The sequence below is a fragment of the Arthrobacter sp. BF1 genome, assembly GCF_056680215.1.
On the sequence record NZ_CM155271.1, the window covers coordinates 3,370,171 to 3,394,910 of the forward strand.

Below are 24,740 nucleotides of genomic sequence, written 5' to 3' on the forward strand. Positions count from 1 at the left end.
ACAGATGACCACAACGCACGGCGGGCCGCCCGGACAGGCGGGCCCGCCGTCGTCCCCTGCCACCGCCACGGAGCACCGGCCGCAGGTTCCAGCCCGGGCCGAAGGAGTCCAACTCCTCGGCCAGTCCGAGGGGTCGGGCTACCGCGAGCCGCCCTCCCTGGTCCGCCGTGCAGATGGCCAGACCCTGCAGCTGACGCCATTGCTGTATCTGGTGCTGGAGGCCACCGATGGGACCCGGAGCCTGGCGGAGATCGCCCAGCACGCCAGCACGGGTTCGGGGCGGCTGGTCAGCGCGGAGAACGTCCGCACGCTGATGGATTCACAGCTGCTGCCCATGGGCCTGCTTCAACTGGCGGACGGATCACAGCCGGAGGTGCGCAAAGCCGACCCGCTGCTGGGGATGCGGTTCCGCTACACGGTGACTGATCCGGAACGCACCCGCAAGCTGACGGCACCCTTTGCCGCCCTGTTCACTCCGCTGATCGTGGTGGCAGTGACGGCGGCGTTCCTGGCGGCCTGCTGGTGGGTGCTCATGGTGAAGGGCCTCGGCTCCGCCACCCACGAGGCGTTCGCCAACCCGGCCCTGCTCCTGCTGATTTTCGCCATCACCATCCTGTCCGCCGGCTTCCACGAGTTTGGCCACGCGGCCGCGGCGCGCAAGGGCGGCGCCACCCCCGGAGCCATGGGCGCAGGCCTGTACCTGATCTGGCCGGCGTTCTTCACCGACGTCACCGATTCCTACCGGCTGGGCCGTGGCGGACGCCTGCGCACGGACCTCGGCGGCCTGTACTTCAACGCCATCGTGGCGGTGGCCATCATGGGCATCTGGTGGGCCACGGGTTTTGACGCGTTGCTGCTGGTGGTGGTCACGCAGATCCTGCAGATGGTCCGTCAGTTGCTCCCCCTCGTGCGGTACGACGGGTACCACATCCTCGCCGACACCGTAGGGGTTCCGGACCTGTTCCAGCGCATCAAGCCGACCCTCCTCGGCCTGCTCCCCGGGCGTTGGGGCAAGCCGGAAAGCCGGGTCCTGAAACCGTGGGCGCGCGCCGTGGTGACGCTTTGGGTCCTGGTGACCGTGCCAATGCTGCTGTTCAGCCTGGTGATGATGGTGCTCGCCTTGCCGCGGCTGCTGGCCACCGCGTGGGACGGCGTACTCAGGCAGCAATCGTTGCTCGCTGAAAGCGCCGCCGCCGGGGACCTGGCCGGGGCCGCCGTGCGTGTCCTGGCCATTGCGGCCGTGGCCCTTCCGGTGCTGGGCATGCTCTACATCCTGGTGCGCCTGCTGCGGCAGGTGGTGACCGGACTCTGGCGAAAGACAAGCGGCAAGGCGCTGCAGCGTGGCGCCGCCATGGCTGCCGTAGCGGCCGTTGTGGCAGGGCTCGCGTGGGCGTGGTGGCCCGACGGCGGGACGTACCGTCCGGTGCAGCCGTACGAACGCGGGACGCTGGCAGACGCCACCACTTCCGTGTTTCCACAGTCCCGTACCGTGCTCCGGGAGGGGCAGCCGGGCAGCACCGTGGCCCCGTGGCCTGCAGGAACGGCCCTGCCCACCAGGGAGAACCCGCAGCTCAGCATGGTCCTGGTGCCCGCCGGTTCGGCTGCGGCGAGCACTTCCGCGGCCTCGGCTTCCGGCGCTTCTTCGGCCCCTGCCTGGGTATTCCCCTTCGACCGGCCCGCCGCTCCCGAGGCCGACGGCAACCAGGCGCTGGCAGTGAACACCACTGACGGATCGGTGAAGTACAGCGTGGCCTTTGCCTTGGTCTGGGCGGAGGCCGGCGAACCGGTGGACGCCACCAATGAGGCGTATGCCTTCGCCAGCTGCTCGGGATGCGCGGCCGTGGCAGTCGGCTTCCAAGTGGTGCTTATTGTGGGCCAGACGGACGTCATCGTCCCGGAAAACCTGTCCGCTGCCGCCAACTACAACTGCCTGGAGTGCCTCACCTACGCCCTGGCGAGCCAGCTGGTCCTTACCTTGGACGGCCCGCTGGGCGAAGACAGCATGGCACGGCTGAATGCGCTCTGGGCCGAGATTGCCGCTTACGGCAGGAACATCCAGAATGTGCCGCTGAGTGAAATCCAGGGCAGGCTGGCGGCGTACAAGGAACAGATCACCGCGATCATCAGGGCGGACCCCAGCGCCACGAGGGCCGGCACCGCACCGTCCACTGAAACTGCCAGCCCGGGCCCCACGCCGGGCTGGACAGCGCCGCCCTCCCCCGGTTCCACGGCGCCAGCGCCAGTCCCCACCGGCAACGGCGCGGCCACTGCGCCACCCGCTGCGCCGCCTACTGCGCCGCCCACGATGCAACCGACGCAGCTGGCCCCAGGCGACCCGCCGTCGTCGTCCGCTCCCACCGCTGAGGCGCCGGCGCCGCCGACAGCGGGTGCTGGCGGAACGGCACCTGCCGCCGGGTAGCCAACCTGGAGCGATCAAGGGGGCTCGAACCCGTGACCCGCGATACTAACCATGCTTACTATTGTGTGCAGCTGGTTTCTCACCCCGGGCCAAAGGAGCAGACATGTCGCTACGCAAAGGAACCTCCGTGGAATGGAACACGCCTCAGGGGCCCACTCACGGCAAAATTGTGGAGCAGAAGACCAGCGATTTTGAACTGGACGGGAACACCCACCGGGCAACGGCGGAAGAACCCCAGTACGTGGTGGAGTCGGCGAAGACCGGGGCCCGGGCGGCCCATAAAGCATCGGCCCTGACAGAGAAGAACCAGGGTCATGACTGATAACGCCCATCACGAAGTCCTCATCATCGGCGGCGGTAACGCGGGCATTTCCCTGGCGGCACGACTGCACCGTTACGGCGTTGCTGACATCGCCGTCGTCGAACCCAAAGACCACCACCTGTACCAGCCGCTTTTTTCCCACATCGCCGGCGGCAAGGCCAAGGCGGCGGAGGCCATCCGCTCGCAGGCTTCCGTGACTCCGGCGGGAGTGGAGTGGATCCGGGACGGAGCCCTGGTGATCAATGCCGTAGCCAACACGGTCACGCTGAACTCCGGTGACCAGATCACCTACGACCACTTGGTGGTCTGCCCAGGCCTGCAGCTGGATTGGGACAGGATCCCGGGCCTCGAAGCGGCGGTCCATTCGCCCTTCGGGGCCTCCCACTACGAGTTCGACCTCGCCCCCAAAGCCTGGACCCTGCTCAGCAGCCTCACGTCCGGCACCGCCGTGTTCACCATGCCCGCCGGACCGGTTAAGTGCGCCGGAGCGGCCCAGAAACCCATGTACCTGGCCTGCGACTACTGGAAGGAACAGGGAGTCCTCGATGACATCCGGGTGGTCATGGTCCAGCCCTACCCCACCGTTTACGGCGTCCCCGGCGTTGATGACGAGCTGAACCGGAAGATCGCCGAATACGGCATCGAACTGCGCCTCAACAGCGAACTGACAGCCGCTGACCCCCTCGGCCGGACCGTGCTGATCCGCGACAACGCGGCAGGTACCACCGAGGAGATCCGCTACGACGTCCTCAACGCCGTTCCGCCGCAGTCGGCACCTGACTGGCTCAAGGCCACGGACCTGCCGGCCCCCGGCAATGACGGCGGGTTCGTGCAGGTTGACCCGGAAACCCTCCGGCACGTCCGCTACCCCAATGTCTGGTCCCTGGGGGACGCTGCCGCAACCGCCAATTCCAAGTGCGGCGGCGCGCTGCGCAAACAGACCAAAGTCCTGGCCAAAAACCTCATGGCTGCCCGGAAGGGAACGCCGCTGACCCAGAAGTACGACGGCTATGCGGTGTGCCCGTTCACCGTCTCCCGCTCCACCGTGGTGTTCGCCGAGTTCGACGCCGACTACCGGCCCAAGCCCACCATCCCCAAGGTACCCACGTGGAAGGAAAGCCGTGCGTCTTGGGTGGTGGACCGCGACGTTTTCCCGCAGGTCTACTGGAACCTGATCCTGAAGGGCCGGGCGTAGGCGGACCTGCCCCGTTCGGATGGGCCGCGTAATGTCCGGCATAGGGGGCTTCGCCATGCCCATCAGGCTCGACCGAAACTGTCAGACTGTCTGTGTGGCACATGGATCGCATCGCATATTTCCGGTCGCGCCTCCCGGCGTGGGCAAAACGTTCACCGTGCTGCCCAAGGCCGCCCCGCTGACGCTCGGCCGAGCCCGGACGACCGCAGGCTTCATTCTCGCCGTGCTCCTACCAGTACTCGCCACGTTTGTACTTTCCCTTGCCCCGGACCTGAACCTAGCCACGCATGTGCTGGTCCATCTGACCGGCGTGATGGCAGTGGCGTTCATCGGAGGGCTGTGGCCGGCGGTAGTGGCTGCGCTGCTGGACTCGCTGCTGCTCAACTACTTCGAGACGGACCCGGTGGGAACGTTCAGCGTCAAAGATCCGCAGAACATTTTCGCGCTGGCCGTGTTCCTTGGCTCCGCGATTGCGGTGTCCCTGCTGGTGGGGCTCTCGGCCAGGCGTGCCCGCGAAGCCGCCCGAGCACGGTCCGAGGCGGCCACCCTGGCCGGCCTGGCCCGGGATGCGCTGATCGAGGATGATACGGTGCCGGCTTTTCTTAACAAGGTCCGGAAGACCTTCCAGGTCCAGTCTGCAGGGTTGTATACCCTGCGTGTGGATACCGTGCGTGCGGATCACCCGCCCGCGGATCCCCTGAGTGCGGATTCCGGCGAAGGCTGGGCGCTTCAGGCCTACTCCGGCCAGGCGCCTCCCCCGCCCCCCGGTTCCGGTGATCCCACCGCCGGTGCCGTTGAACTTGCGGACCCGTTGACGGCGCTGGTGGTTGCCGGGAGGGACCTGACTGCGGGAGACCGGCGGCTGCTCACAGCCTACGGGTCCCACCTCCTCCTGCTGCGGCAGCGTCAGTCACTCCAGCTCAGACTGAGCGAGACGGCAAAGCTGGCGGAGGGCAACAGCATCCGGACGTCCATTCTGCGCGCCGTCAGCCACGACCTGCGAACACCTTTGGCAGGAATCAAGCTTGCCGTCACAGCCCTGCGGCGCCAGAACATGCGGCTCCCGGAGGAGGTCAAGGCCGAGATGCTCGAAACCATCGAGTCGTATTCAGACCGCCTTGAGTCTCTGGTGGGCAATCTTCTGGACATGTCCAGGATTTCGAGTGGATCCGCGGCACCCCTTACAGCGCCTGTGACCTGGCGGGATGCCATCGAAGAAGCGCTGCGGGGAATCCTCGCCGGTGCCATCAGGGTGGATCTCGCCCCGAACATGCCCCTCATCGACGCGGACCTGGGCATGCTGGAGCGGGTCATCGCCAACATCGCGGAGAACGCTTTGAAATACGCGCCGGGCGCCGACGTCGTCATAGCGGGCCCCGCCAGCGGATCTGCCATGGCCACCATCGACGGACGTCCCTGCGGTGAACTGAGGATCGTGGATCATGGCCAGGGCGTTCCAGCCGTGAATGTCATCACCATGTTCGAACCCTTCCAACGCCTCGACGACGCCCCCGACGGCCTCGGAATTGGCCTGGGCCTGGCCGTCGCAAAGGGTTTCACCGAGGCAATGGGCGGGCAGCTGTCCGCCGAACCAACCCCCGGAGGGGGCCTGACGATGGTCATCCGGCTCCCGCTCTCCACGGGACCCGAAAACGCACACCTCATGTCCGCGGCTGACGGACGCACCACCGAAGACGGCGGGCGATGAGAACTGTCCTCGTCGTCGACGATGAAGCCCAGCTCCTGCGGGCGCTGCAGGTCAATCTGCATGCCGAAGGGTATGCGGTGCTTACGGCACTGGATGGAGCCGCTGCCCTCCAGCACGCCGAAAACAGCCGGCCGGACATCATCGTCCTGGACCTTGGCCTGCCGGACATCAACGGCGTGGACGTCATTACCAGGATCCGCCGGTCCAGCAACACACCGATTATCGTGCTGTCTGCCCGGCACGGATCCGTGGACAAGGTCCGGGCCCTCGATGCGGGAGCCGATGACTACGTGACCAAGCCGTTCGGGCTGGACGAACTTCTTGCGCGGTTGCGGGTGGCCGAGCGCCGCCTCAGTTCCTCCGACGGCGGCGAACAACTCAGGGCCATCGACGTCGGGGACTTCCAGGTTGACCTGGCCAGCCAAAAGGTGACCCGCGACGGCGCACCGGTACGGCTTACCCCGCGGGAGTGGGCCATCCTGCAGCTGCTGGTCCGAAACCCGGGACGGCTCATCACGCAGCAGCAGATGCTGACAAAGATCTGGGGCCCGGGCTATGGCAACGAAACCCACTACCTGCGGGTGTACATGGGGCAGCTGCGCCGCAAACTTGAAGCCGACCCGGCCCGGCCCAGGCATCTGCTCACCGAAGCCGGCATGGGGTACCGCTTCGAACCGTAAATGATTCGTCAATAATTTCGTCTTTCCCGGGTCGGCATTTTCCGCCGGTGTTAGCTTCGGAGTGTGATCGCGGGTGCGTGTGTGTGCGCCCGGAAAGGACTCCATGACCACGTTGAGCAGGACCCCGACAGACCCGTCGGCCCCGCGTCCGCACGGCAAAACTGCCGTGCGAAACTGGCTCCTCTTCGGGCTGCAGGACAGCAAGGGTACGCATCAGGGCCCGGGCGGGGTGACCACCGCCCACGAGAAGAAGCACACATGGTGGCAGGTCATGTGCCTGACCGGTGTGGACTACTTCTCCACCCTGGGCTACCAGCCCGCCATCGCGGCCCTGGCCGCGGGCGTCATCTCCCCGCTTGCCACCATCGTGCTGGTCCTCGTGACGCTGCTCGGCGCGTTGCCGGTCTACCGGCGGGTGGCCGGGGAAAGCCACCGCGGCGAAGGCTCCATCGCCATGCTGGAGCGGCTTCTGCCCCGCTGGAGCGGCAAACTCTTCGTCCTGGTCCTCCTGGGCTTCGCGGCGACGGACTTCATGATCACCATGACCCTGTCCGCCGCCGACGCCACGGCGCACCTGATCCAGAACCCGCTGGCCCCCGGCTGGCTGGCGGGACAGAACATCGCCGTCACCCTCGTGCTGCTGGCGCTGCTCGCTGCAGTGTTCCTGCGCGGTTTCAAGGAAGCCATCGGCGTCGCGGTCGTCCTGGTGGTCCTCTATCTGGGCCTCAACGCCGTCGTTGTTGTCCTGACACTGTTCGAGGTGTTCACCCACACTGTTGCGGTGGGTGACTGGTGGCAGGCACTGACCACCTCGCACGGCAACCCGTTTATGGTGATCGGCATCGCCCTGCTGGTCTTCCCGAAGCTGGCGCTCGGCCTCTCGGGTTTTGAAACCGGAGTGGCGGTCATGCCGCAGATCCGGGGAGCGGAAACCGACACCGAGGCGAACCCCGCGGGCCGGATCAGGGGCGCCCGCCGGCTGCTGACCACGGCCGCGGTGATCATGAGCGCGTTCCTGGTCACCACCTCCTTCATCACCGTGGTGCTGATTCCGCAGCAGGAATTCCAGCCCGGCGGCCAGGCCAACGGCCGCGCCCTGGCATTCCTGGCGCACGAATACCTTGGCGTCGGATTCGGCACCGTCTACGACGTCAGCACCATCGCCATCCTCTGGTTCGCAGGCGCTTCCGCCATGGCCGGGCTGCTGAACCTGGTCCCGCGGTACCTGCCGCGTTACGGCATGGCGCCCGGATGGGCCAAAGCCGTCCGTCCCCTGGTTCTGGTGTTCACGCTGATCGGGTTCGTCATCACCTTCCTGTTCAAGGCCGACGTCGATGCCCAGGGCGGCGCGTACGCCACCGGCGTGCTGGTGCTGATGACCTCGGCATCGGTGGCGGTCACCCTCTCCGCCCGGCGCAGCCGGCAGCGCAAACGCTCAGTCGGCTTCGGCATCATCGCTGTGGTGTTCATTTACACCACCGTCGCGAACATCTTCGAACGCCCCGAAGGCATCCGGATCGCCGCGGTCTTCATCGCCGGGATCATCCTCATCTCCCTGCTGTCCCGGATCCGGCGATCCTTCGAACTGCACGCCACCCATGTGCACATGGACCGGCAGGCACTGGAGTTCATGTCTGAGGTGGTGGACGGCCCCCTAGCCATCATTTCCCACGAACCGCTCCGGACCAGCGCTGCCGCGTACGAGGACAAGCTCACCTCGGCGATCGAAGTCAGCCATCTTCCCTTGGACCACCAGGCCCTGTTCCTGGAAGTTATCGTGGACGACTCCTCGGACTTCGAGACCGAACTGCAGGTCCACGGCGTGGAACGGCACGGCTACCGGATCCTGGAAGTCCACGGCCCCGTGGTCCCGAACACCATCGCCTCGGTGCTGCTCCACATCAGGGACGTGACCGGGCTGATGCCCCACATCTATTTCCGCTGGACTGAGGGAAATCCGGTGACGAATCTCTTGCGGTTCCTGGTTCTCGGCGAGGGCGAGATCGCTCCCGTCACCCGCGAAGTCCTGCGCGAGGCCGTGCCGGAGGTCACCAACCGCCCCTGGGTCCACGTCGGCTAACCGGAGTTGACCCGATGAACTGGCATGACGTTGACGGAGTAGGCGGGGTCAGGTTCGATGCTCCGGCTCACGAGGTGGTGGGTTACCAGGGCCGCGGCGTGGACGGCGCCGCGTATTTGCCCCGGGGCGGCATCGTGTTCATGGACGCTGCTGGCGACCCGTGGTGGGTCATCTTCCAGCAATCCCCGGGCGCATCCTCCCGCCGGGCCCTGGTTCGCGGGGACGTCCTGGCCTGCAGCGCGCACCACGACGAACTGGTCCACGTGCGGGTCCTCGCCGCAGACGTGCTCCGCGCCGACGCCGATGCCGCCTTCCGGCAGAACGCACCGGTCACGTTCGAGGAAGCGGCAGAAGCGGCCTCTCGCATCCCCCGCCCCGGCTAAGCCGGGGCAGCGGATGGGGCAGAGGTCAGCTTTGGGCCGGGTCCAGCGGGGCCGGAACGATCGGCTGATCGTTCGCCGCCAGGTCAATGTTGAAGTCTTTCGCGAAGACCAGCCGGGTGTTCTTGTAGATGCCCGGGTGGTTCTCGTCCATTTCGAAGACGCGGGCGCCGCGGAGCCGGTTCCGTTCTGCGCCGTCCAGCCCATAGGCGCCGAATCCCGTTCCGGGACCATAGCCAAGCTGCACGCCGTAGTAGTCACCGACGTACGTGTTGACGTGGTCGTGCCCCACAAAGTAGCCCCGGACGTCCCCGCGCTCCAGGAAGGCGTTGAACAGGCCGGAGTTGAAGGGGCCCGGGCACTCGTCCTCATTGCGCTCCCCGACGATGCTGTGCTTGGCGACGGCGCGTGCGTGGTCGGCGTCGGTCCGCGAGTCAATGCTGGCGAACCACATGTTCCGGTGCTCGTGCAGGGCGATGTGGCCCCACATCAGGGAAGGGATTTTCTTTCCGTACTTCTTCTCCGTGGCGATGGACTGGTTCCGGTACCAGGTGACCTGGTCCATGCGTACCCAGTCCCAGTCCGGGTAGCCTTCGAAGTTCTGGCCGTTGATGGCGTCCGGCGCGTACCGGCCGGTGTCAATGAGCCAGAGGCCGAAGGCCGGGTCCTTCGACCGTGAGGACTGGACCAGCAGTTGCGAGTTGGACGTCCCGGTCAGCCCCGGCACCGAGTCGGCGTTCACGTTGTAGGCGTAGCTCTGCAGGAACTGCAGCATCTTGGCCTCGGTCATCCCTGTTTTCTGCGCAGAATCCTCGTCGTGGTTGCCGAAGGTCACGGCCCACGGAATCTGCCGGCTTTCCATGGGTTTGACCACGTGGTTCAGGGCCTGCTTGACGTCCAGCTCCGTGTCGCAGCCGCCGTTGATGACGTCGCCGTTGATCACCACGAAGTCCGGCTTCTCCGCATCCAGGGTCCGGTCCATGACTTCGATGGTGCGGCGGTCCGTCTGTTCGTCATCCTGCGTGTCGTTGAACTGCACCACTTTGAACTTGCCGTCCGCGCGGAAAGCAAGCGTGGGCTTTGGCGCCTTCGCACCTGGCGCGGCCTTGCTCGCGGCCGCGGCTGACACCGTGATACCCAGCGCCCCGAGCGTTCCGGCTGCCGCCAGGGCCGCCCGCCTGCTGAGTGTGGGCTGGTTGATGCGTGAAGTCACTGTTGCCTCTCGTCGCTGTGGCGGCCTCCATTTCGTGCCGCGTTACCGCCGAGACGATAGAGGAGCCAAGCATCCGGCCCCGGAACTGGCAGTGAACGCAAGGTGCCCGCGCGGGACGAAAGCCGTGCGTCACTGGTCCGGCGAGACCCACTGACCGCCGACTTCCAGCACCGCGCCGTCAACAGTGTCCGTCCAGGTGCGGCCGCCCACGCGGTCGCGGGCTTCCAGCACGGCAACGCTCAGGCCGGCCCTCCTCAGTTCACGGGCTGCGGTCAACCCGGAGGGTCCCGCTCCCACCACCACAACGTCGCGGTTGAGGCTGATCATGATGCCCTTTCGGGAAGGGCTGCGACGGCGTCGATCTCAACCAGGAAATCGCCGAGGAATGAGCCGACCGTTGTTCGTGCGGGGTAGGGGTTTTTGACGAAGCGTTCGTAGGTGGCGTTGAACCCGGCGAAGTCCCTGCCCGGGTGGTGGAGGTGGACGGTGGTTTTGACGACGTGGGAGAAGTCCAGGCCGTGGGCGGCGAGGACGGCGGCCAGGTTCTGCATGGCCTGTACGGTCTGCTCCTCGATGGTGGTGCCCACGGTTTCGTCGGTGACGGGGTGATGTGGTGTTTGGCCGGCGGTAAAGAGGAACCCGTTGTCGGCGATGGCCTGGGAGTAGGGGCCGGCGGGCATGGGTGCGCGGTCGGTGGTGACCTGCTGTCGAAGCATGGAGCTGTGTCCTTTCGGGTGGCCGGGCATAGGGCCCGGCCGGGTGGGTGTATTTACAGGACCTTGGAGAGGAAGGCCCGGGTGCGTTCGTGCTGCGGAGAGCCAAGGACCTGCTCAGGCGGTCCGCTTTCCACCACGACCCCTTGGTCCATAAAGACCACCTGGTCGCTGACCTGGCGGGCGAAGCCCAGCTCGTGGGTCACCACCACCATGGTCATGCCGGCCTCGGCCAGGGACTTCATGACGTCGAGGACTTCGCCGACGAGCTCCGGATCGAGCGCCGAGGTGGGTTCGTCGAACAGCATGAGTTTGGGTTTCATGGCCAGTGCCCGGGCGATCGCGATCCGTTGCTGCTGGCCGCCGGAGAGTTCCTGCGGGTAGGAGTGGCCGCGGTCGCCGAGGCCCACCCGGTCCAGCAGCGTCTGGGCCTCGGCGGCGACCTCGTTCCGGGGCCGGCCGAGCACGTGGACGGGCGCTTCCACGATGTTCTCCAGCACCGTCATGTGCGGGAACAGGTTGAACCGCTGAAAGACCATGCCCGCGTTCAGCCGTGAACGGGCGGTCTGGCGTTCCTTCATTTCGTAGAGCCGTCCGTTGCGCTCGGTGTAGCCCACCAAGTGCTCGTCCACGTACAGCCGGCCGGCGTCGACCTTTTCCAGGTGGTTGATGCAGCGCAGGAAAGTGGTCTTCCCGGAACCGGACGGGCCGATCAGGCAGGTCACCGACCCGCGTTCAATCCTGAGATCGATGCCCTTGAGGATTTCCGTTGAGCCGAAGTTCTTGCGGACTCCCTGGGCTTCCACCATGGCGGTGTTCATGATGCTGTCCTTGTCTTTGAAGGGGTCTTGGCCCGGCGGGTCCGGCGCGGCGCTGCGTCGAAGCCGCGGCCGTACCGCCGTTCGAGTTTGGTCTGGAAGAAGCTCAGGATCGTGGTCATCAGCAGGTACCAGAGGCTGGCGACGATGAGCAGCGGGATGGTCTGGTAGTTGGTGGCGTAGATGATCTGGGCCGAGTACAGCAGGTCCGAAATCGCCAGGACACTGACAAGGGACGTGCCTTTGAGCATGGAGATGACCTGGTTGCCGGTGGGCGGGAGGACCACGCGCATGGCCTGCGGAAGGATGACCCGGCGCATCAGCTTTCCGCCGTCCATCCCCAGGGCCCGGGCGGCGTCGTACTGGCCCTTGTCCACGGACCCAATGCCGCCGCGGATGATCTCGGCCATGTAGGCGGCTTCGTTCAGCGCCAATCCGAGCAACGCGGCGGCCAGCGGTGAGATGAGGACGTTTGCCGAGCCGAGGACAAAGGACGGTCCGCCAAAGGGCAGGCCGAAGGCGATCACCGGGTAGAGGGCGGCAATGTTGTACCAAAAGATCAGCTGGACCAGCAGGGGTGTGCCGCGGAAGAACCAGATGTAGCCCCGGCTGATGGTGCTCAGGATCGGATTCGCCGAAAGCCGCATGACGGCCAGGACCGTGCCCAGGGCGATGCCGGCGGTCATGGACACGACGGTGAGCAGGACGGTCAGGCCGGCACCGGCCAGGATCTGTGGTGCGAAGAGGTAGGAGACCACCACGTCCCAGTGGTACCGCTTGTTCACCGCCACGTCCCACGCGGCGCTGAGCGCCACAACAATGAGTACGACGGCGACGGCGAGCCGGACCGGGTGCCGGAGCGGCACCACCGGGATCGAGTCCGCGGCCGCCGTGGGGCGTTCTGTCCTGGTGTCAGGGATTGAGTGTTGCTGCATGATATTCACGTCCTATTGGGCGAAATTGACGCGGGCGTCGGTGATGGCGCTGGATTCAAGGCCGTACTTCCCGAGCACCTTGAGGTAGGAGTCGCTCTTGACCACCTCGGACAGTGCCGCGGAAACGGCCTCGACCAGGCCGGAGTCCTTGGACAGGCCGACCCCCACCGGCGTGAAGTCGTACTTCGACGCAATGTCGATCTGGGGGTTCTGTTTGGCGGCGAAGTCGAGGATGGGTGAGTCCGCCAGGACGGCATCGAGCCGCCCACTGGTCAGCGCGGAGATGGCCTGCCGCGTGTCTTGGAACTCGCTCCGCTGGATGGTGCCGCTGCCCGCGGCGGTGCACTTTTCATCGATGGCGGGGACGTTGACGGCGAGCTGGTAGGAACCGGTCAGGAGGCCCACCTTCTTGCCGCACAGGGACGATTCGCTGCTGACCGCCAGCGGGTTGCCGCTGGGCACGGCGATGGAATTGCCCATCTGCATGTAGTCCACAAAATCCAGGACCTCCATGCGCTTGGTGGTGGGGGTCATGGAGGAGACGGTCATGTCATACCGGCCCGCGGCCATCCCGGGGATGATGGAATCGAAATTGGCCACCTGGATCTCCACCTTCACACCCAGGGCCTCCCCGATCAGGCGCGCGACGTCCGGGTTGGTGCCCGTCATCTCCTGCGTGCCTTCCCGGTAGAACTGCGTGGGCGGCTCGTTGGTGGGGATCGCCACGCGCAGCACCTTGGTTGCCTTGACGGAGTCCGGGAGCAGCTGCGCGGCAGCCTCGTTGACCGCAAGCGCCGGGACACCGGTGCCCTGCCCGGCGTCGGACGTTGACGACGCGGGCGCCTGCGTCCCGCAGGCGCTGACGGCCAGCGTCAGCGCTGAAAGTACGACGGCGGCGCACGCGGCGGGGCGGATGCGTTGACTCCGCGGGGGTACGGGAAGAGTCTTCATCAGGGGGTGCTCATTTCTACCAGGCCCTTGAGTGCGGTCGGCGCATCAGGGGCAGATGATGTGCTGGTGAGGGAAGCGTTGCGGTGCCGGATCAGGGCGCGGCTTTCCAGCCGGAGTTCCTGGATCGTTGAGACACCGAGGAGCATCATGGTGCGCGTCATTTCGGCTTGGAACATGTTCAGAACGTGGGCGACGCCGGCCTGGCCGGCTGCCGCGAGGCCGTAGAGGTACGGGCGGCCGATGGAGCAGGCGTCGGCGCCGAGGGCGATGGCTTTGACGATGTCCGAGCCGCGGCGGATGCCGCCGTCGACGATGATTTCAAGCCGGCCCTCAACCCTGTCCACGATGTCCGGGAGCACGTCCAGGGCTGAGGCCATGTGGTCCAGCTGCCGGCCGCCGTGGTTGCTGACCTGGATCGCGTCGATGCCGATCTCGGCCGCGATGACGGCGTCGTTCGGGTTGACCACTCCCTTGAGGATGATGGGGCCGTTCCAGCGCGCCCGCAGGTCCCGGATGTCATCCCAGTCGGTGGGTTCGTAGGATCCGGCCAGCAGTGTCCGCCACATGTCCGGCGTGCTGGAAAGCGGTCCTTCGGGGATCTCGGCGTCCAGGTTGGGGAAGGCGATCGCGTCATTGGCCAGGAATCCGAGTGCCCACCGGGGGTGCAGGGCCCCCTCCACGACGGTCTTCAGCTTGATCGACGGCGGCGCCGTGAACCCGTTGCGGTAGTCACGTTCGCGGTGGCCGATGGCCCGGCAGTCGACATTTACCAGGAGTGCTTCGTAGCCTGCCTTCACAGCCCGGTCCAGGACCGCCTGGAGCTCCACCTTGTCCTGCATCGGTTCGATATTGAACCAGCGCCGCCCTCCGGGGGCGGCGGCACTCACCTGCTCCATCGGCGTCGTGCTCAAATGCGCCAGGCCGTAAGGGACGCCGGCCTCTTCGGCTGCGCGGGCGGCGGCTTTTTCACCGGCGGGATGGAAGAGCCTGGTGCCGCCGGTGGGGGCAAGCGTCAGGGGCATGGACACCGGCCCACCGAGAAGTGTTGAACTGAGATCAAAGTTTTCCACCGATCCCCACTTCGGCAGGAAGGACCAGTCGTCGAAGGACGAGAGGTTGCGCCGCAGGGACACCTCGTCTTCCCCGCCGCCCTCGATGTAGTCAAAAATGCTGCCGGGAAGCCGCTTCGCTGCGAGCTTCCTCATGTCCGCAACGCTGTAGCAACGCCGGGACAGGCGTTCCGCTTCGGTCCGGGCAGGGCCTTGAACCGTGGCCAGCGCCATGATGTCTTTGAATTTCATTGCTAATCCTCTGGGGGTCTTCGCGGGACTTCGCTGTCCTCCGCTTCCTCAATGGTGACGCAGATCTCCTGCGGTCTATATGTGAGTTCGACCAAAAGATTCGGTGTTCGCTTGTGATAACTTCCACGTATGGAAAACGCGACATCGGGCCTGACAGAGGGCGATCTTCACGGCGCGGTGGTGCGGTTATCGGACTGCATCCAGCTGATGCAGGCCGATCTGGTACACGCCAACCCCACACCGGAAAACCTCGGCCACGCCGTCTCGGACGTCCTCATGTACGACCCCCTGGATGAATGGACCAGCGTGGACGACCGGATCATCCTGGCTGTCGGCCTGACCTGCGGCTCGGTGGATTTCGACCAGCTCCTGCACCGCGCCTCCAACAGCAACGCGGCCGCCGTGATTGTCAAAGCCCACGGGACGCCGATGGAACGGCTTCGGTCCGCGGCAGTCCTGCACAGCCTGGCCGTGCTGGTAGCGCCCGACAATGAGGACTGGACGCGCCTGGTGACACTGGCCCGGGCATCCGTGATGGGGGCCGCCGCAGATTCCGTCTCCGGGGTCCGGCTCGGCGACCTTTACGCGTTCGCCAACGCGGCGGCGTCGATCACCAGCGGCGCAGCAAGCATCGTGGATCCGCTCGGACGAATACTCGGCTATTCCACGCTGCCGGGCCAGCCTGTCGACGAACTGCGCCGCGTCACAACCCTCTCCCTGCAGGAAATCCAGCCGCCCGCCTTCGATTCGGACTTCAAGACCGTCTATGCGGCCGGGGGCGCGGTGCTGATTCCCGGGGTGGACGAGGAGATGGCCAGGCTCGCCCTCGCCGTGAGGGCCGGCGGGGAACTCCTTGGCTCCATCTGGATCATTGATCCGGGCGAAGACAAACGGGAGGCAGCGCTGAACTCCCTCGACAGGATGGCACCGCTGGCCGGCCTCCACATGCTCCACGCCCGCTCGGCGTCGGACTTCGGCGAGCGCCGCAACGGGGACCTGATCCGCACGCTCATGGACGATCCGGAGCATGCTTCGTTTGCTGCCGCCCAGCTCGGACTCGATGCGGCCAACGGGCTGGCCGTCGCGGCATTTTCGATCGTCCGCCCCGAGACCGGGAGCCTTGAATCGGTGCGGGAGATCCAACGGCTGCTGCACTTGGTCACGACCGTCTGCAACATCCAGTTCAACACCAGCCACAGCGCCCTGATCGACTCCGTGGTCTACGCCCTCCTGCCCTGCGAGGGAACCGGACCAAGGGCGGCGCACAGGCGGTTGGTTCAGGAAATCGGCGCCTACGCACACACCATCAGCTCCTACCCGCTCATCGCCGCGGTGGGAGGCATCGCCCGTCGTGTCGAGGACTTGCCGGGCTCACGGTCCGAAGCGCTGCAGACGCTGCAGTACCTCCTCCGGGCGCAGTCCCCCGCCGCCGGGCTGTTCGAGGACTACCGCATCCCGCTGAACCTCCTGAAAGTCGGCGCGTTCATCGCCGAAACCGGACTGTCCGACGTCGATGACATCACCAGGATCCAGGCCCACGACGCCGATCAACAGACTGACTATCTGGACACCCTGCGGGCCTATCTGGCCTCAAGCGGCAACATCTCCGCGATGGCTTCGCTCCTGCACGTGCACAACAACACCGTGCGCTACCGGGTCTCACGCCTGGCCAAGGACTTCGACCTCGACTTGGACGACCCCCAGAAGCGCCTCTGGCTCTGGCTGCGGCTCACCACCATGGATCTCGCCGCTTAAGCCCCATCGGTTGCTCCGTGCCGGGCGCGCCATTCATCATCGAGGATGGCGTAGACCACCTCCGTGGCCCACTGCCCCTTGTAACGCCACTTGTCCACCTGGCGCGATTCCAACCGCATGCCCAGCCGGTCGCAGAGAGCGGCGGAGGCGGTGTTCAGGGCGTCGAGCTTTGCCTCGATCCGATGGAAGCCCAACTCCCCGAACCCCAGCTTGAGCACCGCATCCGCAGCCTCTGCCGCATACCCTTTGCCACGGGCCGCCGGCGCAAGGCTCCACCCGATCTCAGCCTGACCGGTCCCCTCCAGCCATTTGAGCACCACCTCGCCCGCCAGGCCTGGTGAGTCCTGGGCCTCGACAGCCAAGGCCAGCCAGTCGCCCTCCTTGGCGAACTCAAAGTTGGCGTATTTCCCGACGTACTCCATGGACTGCGTATAGGTCTTGGCTTCCCGTGGCAGGAACCGGGCCGTCTCGGGCAGCGAATGGTACGCGTGGAAAGCGTCGAGGTCCGCAGCTTCGAAGCGGCGCAGGATGAGGCGCTCAGTGCGGATCGGCAAAACGATGTCAACCACTGGAGCACTCAGTCAGCGGGGTGGACGACGGCGGCAGTCGCCTCCGCGATGGCCCGCTCCTCGTCGGTGGGCACCACCAAAACCGGAATCGCCGACTCCGGAGTGGAAATCACGCGCGGTTCCTTGGCCCGCTGACTGTTCAGGCCGGCGTCGAGCTCTATGCCCAGCGCGCCCAGCTTGTCCGCCACCAGGGCGCGGAACTGGTATGAATTCTCGCCGATGCCCGCGGTAAAAACGAGCGCCTTCGCGCCGCCGACGGCCACGTGATAGCCGCCGATGTACTTGGCCAGCCGGTACGACGTGACCGCGAGCGCCATGGACGCCTTGGCATCGCCCGCCTCGGAGGCCTCCACAACGGAGCGCATGTCGTTGTTACCGGCGAGGCCCTTCAGCCCGGATTCACGGTTGAGCATGGTGTCCAGGTCCTCCGGCGTCCAGCCTGCCCGGCCCAGGAACACCAGGATGGAGGGATCCAGGTCGCCCGAGCGGGTGCCCATCACCAGGCCTTCTAGCGGCGTGAAGCCCATGGACGTGTCTACGGATTTGCCGCCCCGGATGGCCGTGACGGAGGCGCCGTTCCCGAGGTGGGCGATGACGCCGTCGAACTCTTCCACCGGAACGTCCAGCAGCCCGGCGGCCCGGTGCGTGACGTACTCGTGGGAGGTGCCGTGGAAGCCGTAGCGGCGGATGCCGTGGTTGGTGTACAGCTCGTCGGGGACGGCGTACCGCCAGGCGTGCTCGGGGAGGCTGCGGTGGAAGGCTGTGTCGAACACGGCAACCTGCGGGAGGTCCGGCCATTTCTTGGTGATGGCGCGGATGCCCAGGACGTTGGCGGGGTTGTGCAGCGGCGCCAGCGGGTTCAGCCGCTCGATGGCGCGGGTGATCTCGTTGTCGATCAGCACGGGCTCGGCGAACCGCTCCCCGCCGTGCACCACCCGGTGGCCCACGGCGCCCAGCTCCAGGTCGCCGAACTCCGCATGGATGGCCGCATCCACCTTCTCCAGCGCCTCCGCATGGTCCCGGGGGCCTTCGATTTCGCCGTCCCCGCCACCGCCGTTGCCCATGCCGATCTTCTCGATCAGCCCCTCGGTCAGCACACTGCCGGCGGCGACATCGCGCACCTGGTACTTCAGCGAGGACGAGCCGGAATTGATGACGAGCACAAGCATGCGGGCCTCCTGAGCCTTGCTGGCGTGGTTACTGCCACTATATGCACCCGTTGCGTCGGCGGCCCAAGCCTGCATAGAGTCGGGCGGACACGTTGCACTACGCAGAGAGGGACTTCCATGCCGAACGACACCACTCAGCCCGACAACTCCAACCCGGACGCCGACACCACGGATTCCGCCAACACCGGCGGAACGCAGGACCCCACCGGCGTCGAAGGCGCCAACCCGGCCCTGGACGACACCGGAAAGCCCAAAGCCGCGGAAGTTGGCGATGCCGCGGAACAGCCTGAAGATCCGCAGAACCTGGACCTTACGCCCGAAGGCCTCTCCGATGAGCCTGCCAAGCAGGAGGACCCGGACAGCGTCGCCAAGCCTGAGAACAGCTAGGCACTTCTGACTGCCACAGCTTCCACGGAGAGGAGGACGAGCCCCAAGTCCCGGATCCTTGTGAGCACCCCGTGCAGTGCGGCCTGATCGGCCACGAACCCACTCAGTTTGGTGGTGCCGTCGGCTTCAGGGCTGACAATGAGGTCGTCGAACCAGGCCGACCAGTGCTGGTCCAGGTGTCCGCCGATACGGATGTCGTACCGGGCGGGCACCTGGCGGTTTGGGGAGGCATTCATGACGCCCTCACAGAGGCCGCCGCCCCGGCTGTCACTTCGCGCCTCCCGCCTGGGCTGGCGAAGCGACGGCGCCCGGCATGGTCGGTGCCGTCTTCGTCCGCAGCCCGCTCCACAGCGAGTACCCCAAACCGATCAGCGCTGCGCCGATGGGCAGGGCGAACAGCCGGTCGTTGACCTGCGGCAGCAGCGGGAGGGCGAGGGCTGTCACGGAGCCGACGGCGAGCAGTGCCGCAGCCCAGCGGGCGAGCACCCGGGCGCGGAAGAGTGCAATGCCGAAGATGAAGCCACCGCCGAGGAACGTGACGGCGGAAGCCAGGTTGAGGCCGAACATCAGGCCGATGTCGCCGGTCACAGGGTCCCCCATGACCGTGGCGAAAATGTCGTTGACGTAGCCGGGTGTGGTGCGGGCAATCGTTGGCAGGACCACCGCCCCGATGACTTCCACGCTGATCATGATGAGGTAGCCGGCACCAAACACGAGGTAGCCCACCAGCCCCAGCACGCCGGCCTGGGTCACCTGGCGCAGGTACATGCCGGTGATGCCGACCAGTGACAGGCCGGCCATGAGCACCTTCAGGCTTTGGCGGACGGTGTACTCGGTGGTGGTGGCAAATTCTGCATCCAGGTGGGGGTGGTTGATCTGGACCCCGATGAACAGCAGGCCCGCGGCGGCCGCGCTCAGGCCGGCCCAGCTGGTGAGTTTGGTGGTGGTAATGGACATGTCCGGCTCCCTGAATGGTCTTCCTGCGGCAGCGGGGCGCTGCCGGCTAACTCAAAGGTAGGGACCGGCGGGGTGAGCGCGCGTCACCCCATGATGTGACTGACAGGGTGAAACCCGGCCCGCTTACAGCAGGCCGTTGTCGCGTGCACGGCGTACGGCCGCCCGGCGGCTGGTAACGCCGAGCTTGGTGAAGATGTGTTTGGTGTGCGTGCGCAGCGTGTTGTGTGAAATGAACAGTGCGCGGGCAATCTCCGGCCCGCTCAGTTCACTGTCGAGGAGCCTGAGGACCTGCCGTTCCCGCTCGCTCAGCGGGTCAACGTCCGACGGCGACTCCTCCCCCGGGCGCGAAGGTACCGGCTGTGAGGGTGCAGGTTGTGACGGTACCGGTTGTGGAGGCGCACCCAGGCCGAGCAGGCGCAGAGCGTGGGCGGCAGCACCGCCGTCGTGCGTTGCCTCCTGCTTTGCCCCGCCGGCGGCCGCGCGCAGCAGCTCCAGCATGGGCGGCCCCTCGTCCAGGAACAGCCGAACATACTCATCCGGCTCGGGTGATCCGGTCAACGCAGAAGCCAGCGCCTCCTGCGCCTGCCGGCCGTGGCCCAGCACGTCATGCGCAAGGGCCTGCAGCATGCGGATCTCCACCACGCTGCCCGCACGGCCCGATGCGGCCGCATCTGCGAGCAGCCGGTCCAGCAGGTCAACGGCACCGTCGGCGGCGCCGGAATCCGGCTCGTCCCGATGCTGTGCAACCAGATGACGGACCAGGGTGAGGTGGCTGTACTCGAGCATGTAACCGGCCTCATCAGCCGCATCAACCCCGGCCGCCCGTGCCCAGGCAGCTGCCTCGGCCAGGTCACCCTGGCGTATGCGGACGCGGGCTTTGATGGCCGGGATAGGCCGCACCGCGGGGAAGAACCCGGGCCGGAAAAGCTGTTCTGCCTGGTCCAGGTAACTGATGGCGCTGCCCGGGTCGCCCTCGTCCTGGGCAACCAGCCCCTTCGTCACAAACCACCGGTAGCGGCTTTCGGTCATGGGACCCCGCTCCACGAAGGCCGTGGCGGCATCGAGGTGCCGGATTGCGCTGCTAAGGTCGCCGGACTGACGGCAGATCTCACTGAGGGCCACGTGCAGTTCCGCGCTCGCCCGCACCATGGCTTCGCCCCGCTTATTGGCCTGTTGCAGGGCCGCCTCGCAGATCCGCCGCGCTTCGCCGGGCCGGCCCGCCGCCTGCCACATGTCGGAAAGTATGACGGTGCTGCTGAGCTCGTCCAGCATATTTCCGGCCAAACGCAGGCTCGCAACAGCCTGCGTGAACGTTTCCAAGGCACGGCGTACATCGCCTTCCGCCCACGCGGCAAGCCCCAGGAATGCGCCGGCCGCGCCCCGCGCAAAATGGTGGCTGGGGCCGGCCAGCGCCAGGGCATTGCGGGCGTGGGCCGAGGTGCCGGCCACATCACCCAGGGCCTGGGCGAGCGAGGCCCGGTACATGGCGATCGTGGCCGGCAGCATCCGATCTTCTTCGGTAGCAGCCCCATCCGCCAGCGCACGGTCGGCGTCGTCGAGCCGCCGCTCCACCCCCGCGAGATCTCCGGCGATCATCAACATCCCGCCATAAAACACGCTCAGCACCGGGCTCCTCCGGATGGCGGCATCCGGCAACGCTTTCAGCCAGCCGAACAGCACAGCGTCCTGGCGGCTGCGCCGGAGCACCGGCACAGCCAGCTCAACCAGATGCGCCGCACGGTCAAAGTCCTGGCCAGCGAGCGCGTGCCGGACGGCGTCCTCAACGTGTCCATTTGACTCGTACCACTGGCTGGCGCGCCGATGCAGCACTGGAATCCGGCCCGGCTCCTCGCTGAGCAGGCGTCCCCGCAGCACATCGGCGAAAAGGTGGTGGTAGCGGTACCACTCGCGCTGGTCGTCCAGCGGGACGACAAAGAGGTTGGCCCGTTCCAGGGCCACCAGCGTGGCGCTTCCGTCATCGCGGCCTGTCACCGCGTTACAGAGCGGTCCCGTGAGCCTGCCCAGGACAGCCGTGTGCAGCAGGAAACTGCAGACGGACTCGGGCTGATGCTCCAGCACTTCCTCCACCAGGTAGTCCACGATGTACCGGTCGTTTCCGGCGAAGCGCGCGATGAAACCTGCGGCGTCGTCACGATCCGTGAGCGAAAGCGCGGCCAGCTGGAGCGCGGCAATCCATCCCTCGGTCCGTTGTTCCAGGGTGGACACCTGCTCGGCGGCCAGATCCAGGCCCGCAACATCATTGAAGTACGCCGCGGTCTCAACCGGGGTGAACCGCAGGTCTGCGGCACGGATCTCCGCCAGGTTGCCCCGCACCCGCCAACGGGACAGGGGCAGATCCGGGTCCGAGCGGGTGCTCAGCACCACGTGCACCTGCGGCGGAAGGTGCTCCAGGAAATAGGTCATGCCGGCACGCACTGCCTGGCTGTCCACCGAGTGATAGTCGTCCAGCACCAGCCACACGTCCTCGGTCACCTCCGCGAGGTCGTTCACGAGGGAGGTGAGGATCAGCTCGGTTGCCGACGGCGAGGACCCGAGTAGCTCCAGCGCCCCGGCCGCGACGCCGGGCACCGCGGCCTGCAGGGACGTGACAACGCAACTCCAGAATGAGGCCGGCTCGCTATCGGCCGGATCCAGCGAGAGCCAGGCAACGCGGCGGTCCTCGCCGGCCGCACCCAGCCAGTCAGCCAGGAGGGCGGTCTTCCCGAACCCCGCCGGAGCGGACACGAGCGTCAGTCCGGACTCCGCGCCGAGCCGCAGCTTCTCCCGCAGCCGGGGGCGTGCCACAAATCCCCGGCGCGGCGCGGGGACATAAAGCTTCGTGGCAATCAACGAATGCTCCATGCGGTCCCGTTCTACCTAGGCGACGGCGGCACCCAACCAGGTGCCGCCGTCGGACGTTCACCCCTCGACGGCCGCCGGAGCCGGCACCTGCGCCTGGATGGCCGTGATGGCCACCGTGTTCACGATGTCCTCCACGGTGCAGCCGCGGGAGAGGTCGTTGACCGGCTTGCGGAGCCCCTGCAGGACGGGCCCGACGGCGACAGCCCCCGAGCTCTGCTGCACCGCCTTGTACGTGTTGTTGCCGGTGTTCAGGTCCGGGAAGATGAACACCGTGGCCTGCCCGGCCACGGACGAGCCCGGCATTTTGGACTCCGCGATGGAGGCGTCCACGGCGGCGTCGTACTGGATGGGACCCTCGACGGCGAGATCCGGGCGGCGCGTCCTTACCAGTTCGGTGGCCTGCCGGACTTCGTCCACGGCCTCGCCCGAGCCGGAGCCGCCGGTGGAGTAGGACAGCATAGCCACCCGGGGCTCCACGCCGAACTGCGCGGCCGTCTCTGCCGAGGCGAGGGCGATGTCCGCCAGCTGCTCAACGTTGGGGTCCGGGTTCACGGCGCAGTCGCCGTAGACCAGGACGCGGTCCGGCATGAGCATCAGGAACACCGAGGAAACGATCTTGACGCCGTCGCGGGTCTTCACGAACTCCAGCGCAGGGCGGATGGTGTGCGCGGTGGTGTGCGCGGCGCCGGAGACCATGCCGTCCACCACGCCCAGCTGGACCATCATGGTGCCGAAGTAGCTGCCGTCCTGCATGGTTTCCAGCGCCTTGGCCAGGTCCACGCCCTTGTGGGCCCGCAGCCTGGCGTACTCCTCGGCGAACTTTTGGCGCAGCTCGGAGGTGGCCGGATCCACGATGTTGATCCCGGCCAGGTCGATCCCGTTGGCTGCGGCAAGCTCCCGGACGTCCGTTTCGGGCCCCAGCAGGGTGAGGTCGCAGACGTCGCGGCGGTGCAGGATTTCCGCGGCGCGCAGGATCCGCACGTCCGTCCCCTCCGGCAGCACCACGTGCCGGCGCTGCGCGCGGGCCCGTTCGATGAGGTCGTGCAGGAACCGCAGCGGGGTCATCCGTTCCAGGCGGGGCAAGTGGAGACGTTCCACCAGCTCGGTCTCATCCACGCGCTTGGACCAGAGCCCCAGGGCGGAGGCCACCTTGCGGCGGTGCCCGGACCAGATCTCGCTGCGGACCTCGGAGACGCGCTTGGCCGTCATGTAAGTGTCCTCGCCAGCGGCGAACACGGGGAAGGGAGCCTGCGCCAGAAGCGGGTAGATGTTGGCGTCCGGGGCGAGGCCGCCGGAGAGGATCAGCGCAGACGGCACCGGAAATTCCGGCGAGAACGACGACGCCAGGCAGGCCACCATCACGTCCGCGCGGTCCCCCGGGACGATAACCAGGGCGCCCTCCTCAAGGACGTTCAGGAAGTTGCCCACGTTCATGGCCGCCACCTTGATGTCCTTCACGTCCCGTTCCATGTCCGCACGGCCGGCGATCTGCCGCACGCCCAGGGCCGTCGCCACCTCGCCGGTGGTGGGCCGGGCGATCTCCTCCAGCTCCGGCAGGACGTAGACCGGCCGGCCGGAGGCTCCCACCGTCACCTCTGCCGCGATCCTGTCCACGAGTTCCGGGTCGGCGCGGTTCACCATGATGGCCAGCAGCGAACATTTCTCCGCGATCAGCTCCTTGCGGGCAACTTCGACGGCGGCGGCCGCCTCCGCCACGCTGAGCCCTTTCGCACCGACCACGGCGACCACCGGGGCGGCGAGGTTGTTGGCCAGCCGTGCGTTGAGGTCAAACTCGACGGCGGCGTCCTGGCCGGTCAGGTCCGTTCCTTCCACGATCACCACGTCGCAGTTCTTGGCGATGTCGGCGAAGATTTCCACGCAGCGGGTGTCGATTTCGGCCCGTTTTCCGTCGGCAAGGAGGGCACGCACCTCGCCGGACGTCAGTCCCCCGCGGCACCGGTCGTCGTCGAGCCCGAAACGCGCTTTCATCAGGGCCACCATGGGGTCATCCGACGCGTCCGGGCCGTGGACCACCGGCTTGAAGAAACCGATCCGGTCCGCGTGCCGGTGAAGTGTGTCGGCGAGGCCCAGGGCTACAAGGGATTTGCCCGAGCCCGGAGTGGTTGCGCTGACGTAAATACCTTTGGCCATGGTCCGCCCTTTGCTGTGCTGGTGCAGGTACCAACCATCCTTGCACTTCAGGCGGGCGCGGGTGATCTCCTCCAGCCCAAACGCTCTCTCAGTTAACGTCGGTTTTTTCGAAACGCTCTATCACTTTCTTGAGGAGAGTGAGAGACCGCTGCGAAAAAACCCGCAATAAGTGAGA

The 24,740-nt window shown here is 66.7% G+C and carries 21 protein-coding genes and 1 pseudogene; 9 read left to right on the forward strand and 13 right to left on the reverse strand.

Annotated elements, in window-relative coordinates; genetic code table 11:
- Window positions 1-4 precede the first annotated feature (4 nt).
- The 7 genes from AC1MCD_RS15845 to AC1MCD_RS15875 all read left to right on the forward strand — a co-directional run bounded on the left by AC1MCD_RS15845 (window position 5) and on the right by AC1MCD_RS15875 (window position 8,787).
- A complete protein-coding gene (locus tag AC1MCD_RS15845; RefSeq protein ID WP_498673205.1) occupies window positions 5-2,419 on the forward strand; it encodes a zinc metalloprotease in 2,415 nt (804 codons plus the stop codon).
- A 103-nt stretch (window positions 2,420-2,522) separates the two neighbouring features.
- A complete protein-coding gene (locus AC1MCD_RS15850) occupies window positions 2,523-2,741 on the forward strand; it encodes a hypervirulence associated TUDOR domain-containing protein (protein ID WP_498673206.1) in 219 nt (72 codons plus the stop codon).
- Window positions 2,734-3,936: an NAD(P)/FAD-dependent oxidoreductase gene (locus AC1MCD_RS15855; RefSeq protein WP_498673207.1), complete on the forward strand. Its 1,203-nt coding sequence runs from the start codon at window positions 2,734-2,736 to the stop codon at window positions 3,934-3,936. Before AC1MCD_RS15850 ends, AC1MCD_RS15855 begins: the two co-directional genes overlap by 8 nt.
- Window positions 3,937-4,030: 94 nt before the next feature.
- Entirely contained in the window at window positions 4,031-5,644 is a 1,614-nt protein-coding gene (locus AC1MCD_RS15860) for a DUF4118 domain-containing protein (RefSeq protein WP_498673208.1), read from the forward strand.
- A complete protein-coding gene (locus AC1MCD_RS15865) occupies window positions 5,641-6,324 on the forward strand; it encodes a response regulator (RefSeq protein WP_498673209.1) in 684 nt (227 codons plus the stop codon). Before AC1MCD_RS15860 ends, AC1MCD_RS15865 begins: the two co-directional genes overlap by 4 nt.
- 103 nt (window positions 6,325-6,427) lie before the next feature.
- Window positions 6,428-8,404: an APC family permease gene (locus AC1MCD_RS15870; protein ID WP_498673210.1), complete on the forward strand. Its 1,977-nt coding sequence runs from the start codon at window positions 6,428-6,430 to the stop codon at window positions 8,402-8,404.
- 14 nt (window positions 8,405-8,418) lie between these two features.
- A complete protein-coding gene (locus AC1MCD_RS15875) occupies window positions 8,419-8,787 on the forward strand; it encodes a hypothetical protein (protein ID WP_498673211.1) in 369 nt (122 codons plus the stop codon).
- 25 nt (window positions 8,788-8,812) lie between these two features.
- Here AC1MCD_RS15875 and AC1MCD_RS15880 read toward each other — a convergent pair whose 3' ends face one another.
- From AC1MCD_RS15880 to AC1MCD_RS15910, 7 genes and pseudogenes are all read right to left on the reverse strand, one after another.
- Window positions 8,813-9,997, reverse strand: coding sequence for a metallophosphoesterase family protein (locus tag AC1MCD_RS15880; protein WP_498673212.1), 1,185 nt, complete (start codon window positions 9,995-9,997; stop codon window positions 8,813-8,815).
- 132 nt (window positions 9,998-10,129) lie between these two features.
- Window positions 10,130-10,324: pseudogene (locus tag AC1MCD_RS15885) on the reverse strand (FAD-dependent oxidoreductase); the annotation flags it as partial.
- On the reverse strand, window positions 10,321-10,713 hold the full coding sequence (locus tag AC1MCD_RS15890; RefSeq protein ID WP_498673213.1) for a RidA family protein: 393 nt from the start codon (window positions 10,711-10,713) through the stop codon (window positions 10,321-10,323). The pseudogene AC1MCD_RS15885 and the gene AC1MCD_RS15890, both read right to left, overlap by 4 nt.
- Before the next feature lie 53 nt (window positions 10,714-10,766).
- Window positions 10,767-11,531, reverse strand: coding sequence for an amino acid ABC transporter ATP-binding protein (locus AC1MCD_RS15895; protein WP_498673214.1), 765 nt, complete (start codon window positions 11,529-11,531; stop codon window positions 10,767-10,769).
- Window positions 11,528-12,463: an amino acid ABC transporter permease gene (locus AC1MCD_RS15900; RefSeq protein ID WP_498673215.1), complete on the reverse strand. Its 936-nt coding sequence runs from the start codon at window positions 12,461-12,463 to the stop codon at window positions 11,528-11,530. Before AC1MCD_RS15900 ends, AC1MCD_RS15895 begins: the two co-directional genes overlap by 4 nt.
- A gap of 12 nt (window positions 12,464-12,475) precedes the next feature.
- The gene (locus tag AC1MCD_RS15905; RefSeq protein ID WP_498673216.1) at window positions 12,476-13,414 is read right to left on the reverse strand and encodes an ABC transporter substrate-binding protein; all 939 of its coding nucleotides are present in this window, start codon (window positions 13,412-13,414) and stop codon (window positions 12,476-12,478) included.
- A complete protein-coding gene (locus AC1MCD_RS15910) occupies window positions 13,414-14,715 on the reverse strand; it encodes an alpha-hydroxy acid oxidase (RefSeq protein WP_498673217.1) in 1,302 nt (433 codons plus the stop codon). The genes AC1MCD_RS15905 and AC1MCD_RS15910 overlap by 1 nt, the downstream gene beginning before the upstream one ends.
- Before the next feature lie 129 nt (window positions 14,716-14,844).
- On the opposite strand from AC1MCD_RS15910, the gene AC1MCD_RS15915 reads away from it, so the two are divergent.
- Window positions 14,845-16,470 (forward strand): PucR family transcriptional regulator, encoded by a 1,626-nt coding sequence (locus AC1MCD_RS15915; protein WP_498673218.1) that lies wholly within the window; start codon window positions 14,845-14,847, stop codon window positions 16,468-16,470.
- Here the strand turns inward: AC1MCD_RS15915 and AC1MCD_RS15920 are convergent.
- A complete protein-coding gene (locus AC1MCD_RS15920; protein ID WP_498673219.1) occupies window positions 16,467-17,039 on the reverse strand; it encodes a GNAT family N-acetyltransferase in 573 nt (190 codons plus the stop codon). The genes AC1MCD_RS15915 and AC1MCD_RS15920 overlap by 4 nt on opposite strands.
- 8 nt (window positions 17,040-17,047) lie before the next feature.
- A complete protein-coding gene (locus tag AC1MCD_RS15925; protein WP_498673220.1) occupies window positions 17,048-18,208 on the reverse strand; it encodes an acetate kinase in 1,161 nt (386 codons plus the stop codon).
- A gap of 117 nt (window positions 18,209-18,325) precedes the next feature.
- On the opposite strand from AC1MCD_RS15925, the gene AC1MCD_RS15930 reads away from it, so the two are divergent.
- Window positions 18,326-18,595 carry a hypothetical protein gene (locus AC1MCD_RS15930; protein ID WP_498673221.1) on the forward strand — a complete coding sequence of 90 codons (270 nt, stop codon included), beginning with the start codon at window positions 18,326-18,328 and terminating at the stop codon, window positions 18,593-18,595.
- On the opposite strand, the gene AC1MCD_RS15935 is transcribed toward AC1MCD_RS15930, so the two are convergent.
- The 4 genes from AC1MCD_RS15935 to pta form a co-directional block, all read right to left on the reverse strand.
- Window positions 18,592-18,831, reverse strand: a complete 240-nt coding sequence (locus AC1MCD_RS15935) for a DUF8691 family protein (RefSeq protein WP_498673222.1) — start codon at window positions 18,829-18,831, stop codon at window positions 18,592-18,594. The genes AC1MCD_RS15930 and AC1MCD_RS15935 overlap by 4 nt on opposite strands.
- A gap of 31 nt (window positions 18,832-18,862) precedes the next feature.
- Window positions 18,863-19,552: a hypothetical protein gene (locus tag AC1MCD_RS15940; protein ID WP_498673223.1), complete on the reverse strand. Its 690-nt coding sequence runs from the start codon at window positions 19,550-19,552 to the stop codon at window positions 18,863-18,865.
- A 123-nt stretch (window positions 19,553-19,675) separates the two neighbouring features.
- Window positions 19,676-22,414 carry a winged helix-turn-helix domain-containing protein gene (locus AC1MCD_RS15945; RefSeq protein ID WP_498673224.1) on the reverse strand — a complete coding sequence of 913 codons (2,739 nt, stop codon included), beginning with the start codon at window positions 22,412-22,414 and terminating at the stop codon, window positions 19,676-19,678.
- A 57-nt stretch (window positions 22,415-22,471) separates the two neighbouring features.
- The gene (gene pta / locus AC1MCD_RS15950) at window positions 22,472-24,565 is read right to left on the reverse strand and encodes a phosphate acetyltransferase (protein WP_498673225.1); all 2,094 of its coding nucleotides are present in this window, start codon (window positions 24,563-24,565) and stop codon (window positions 22,472-22,474) included.
- Window positions 24,566-24,740: the final 175 nt, after the last annotated feature.

What these genes read in the sequence shown, in the direction of transcription:
- AC1MCD_RS15940 (WP_498673223.1), bottom strand. Translation starts at nt 19,552, where the DNA reads ATGTCCATTACCACCACCAAACTCACCAGCTGGGCCGGCCTGAGCGCG.
- AC1MCD_RS15935 (WP_498673222.1), bottom strand. Translation starts at nt 18,831, where the DNA reads ATGAATGCCTCCCCAAACCGCCAGGTGCCCGCCCGGTACGACATCCGT.
- AC1MCD_RS15915 (WP_498673218.1), top strand. Translation starts at nt 14,845, where the DNA reads ATGGAAAACGCGACATCGGGCCTGACAGAGGGCGATCTTCACGGCGCG.
- AC1MCD_RS15900 (WP_498673215.1), bottom strand. Translation starts at nt 12,463, where the DNA reads ATGCAGCAACACTCAATCCCTGACACCAGGACAGAACGCCCCACGGCG.
- AC1MCD_RS15850 (WP_498673206.1), top strand. Translation starts at nt 2,523, where the DNA reads ATGTCGCTACGCAAAGGAACCTCCGTGGAATGGAACACGCCTCAGGGG.
- AC1MCD_RS15890 (WP_498673213.1), bottom strand. Translation starts at nt 10,713, where the DNA reads ATGCTTCGACAGCAGGTCACCACCGACCGCGCACCCATGCCCGCCGGC.
- AC1MCD_RS15905 (WP_498673216.1), bottom strand. Translation starts at nt 13,414, where the DNA reads ATGAAGACTCTTCCCGTACCCCCGCGGAGTCAACGCATCCGCCCCGCC.
- AC1MCD_RS15845 (WP_498673205.1), top strand. Translation starts at nt 5, where the DNA reads ATGACCACAACGCACGGCGGGCCGCCCGGACAGGCGGGCCCGCCGTCG.
- pta (WP_498673225.1), bottom strand. Translation starts at nt 24,565, where the DNA reads ATGGCCAAAGGTATTTACGTCAGCGCAACCACTCCGGGCTCGGGCAAA.
- AC1MCD_RS15865 (WP_498673209.1), top strand. Translation starts at nt 5,641, where the DNA reads ATGAGAACTGTCCTCGTCGTCGACGATGAAGCCCAGCTCCTGCGGGCG.
- AC1MCD_RS15875 (WP_498673211.1), top strand. Translation starts at nt 8,419, where the DNA reads ATGAACTGGCATGACGTTGACGGAGTAGGCGGGGTCAGGTTCGATGCT.
- AC1MCD_RS15910 (WP_498673217.1), bottom strand. Translation starts at nt 14,715, where the DNA reads ATGAAATTCAAAGACATCATGGCGCTGGCCACGGTTCAAGGCCCTGCC.
- AC1MCD_RS15925 (WP_498673220.1), bottom strand. Translation starts at nt 18,208, where the DNA reads ATGCTTGTGCTCGTCATCAATTCCGGCTCGTCCTCGCTGAAGTACCAG.
- AC1MCD_RS15945 (WP_498673224.1), bottom strand. Translation starts at nt 22,414, where the DNA reads ATGGAGCATTCGTTGATTGCCACGAAGCTTTATGTCCCCGCGCCGCGC.
- AC1MCD_RS15895 (WP_498673214.1), bottom strand. Translation starts at nt 11,531, where the DNA reads ATGAACACCGCCATGGTGGAAGCCCAGGGAGTCCGCAAGAACTTCGGC.
- AC1MCD_RS15870 (WP_498673210.1), top strand. Translation starts at nt 6,428, where the DNA reads ATGACCACGTTGAGCAGGACCCCGACAGACCCGTCGGCCCCGCGTCCG.
- AC1MCD_RS15855 (WP_498673207.1), top strand. Translation starts at nt 2,734, where the DNA reads ATGACTGATAACGCCCATCACGAAGTCCTCATCATCGGCGGCGGTAAC.
- AC1MCD_RS15930 (WP_498673221.1), top strand. Translation starts at nt 18,326, where the DNA reads ATGCCGAACGACACCACTCAGCCCGACAACTCCAACCCGGACGCCGAC.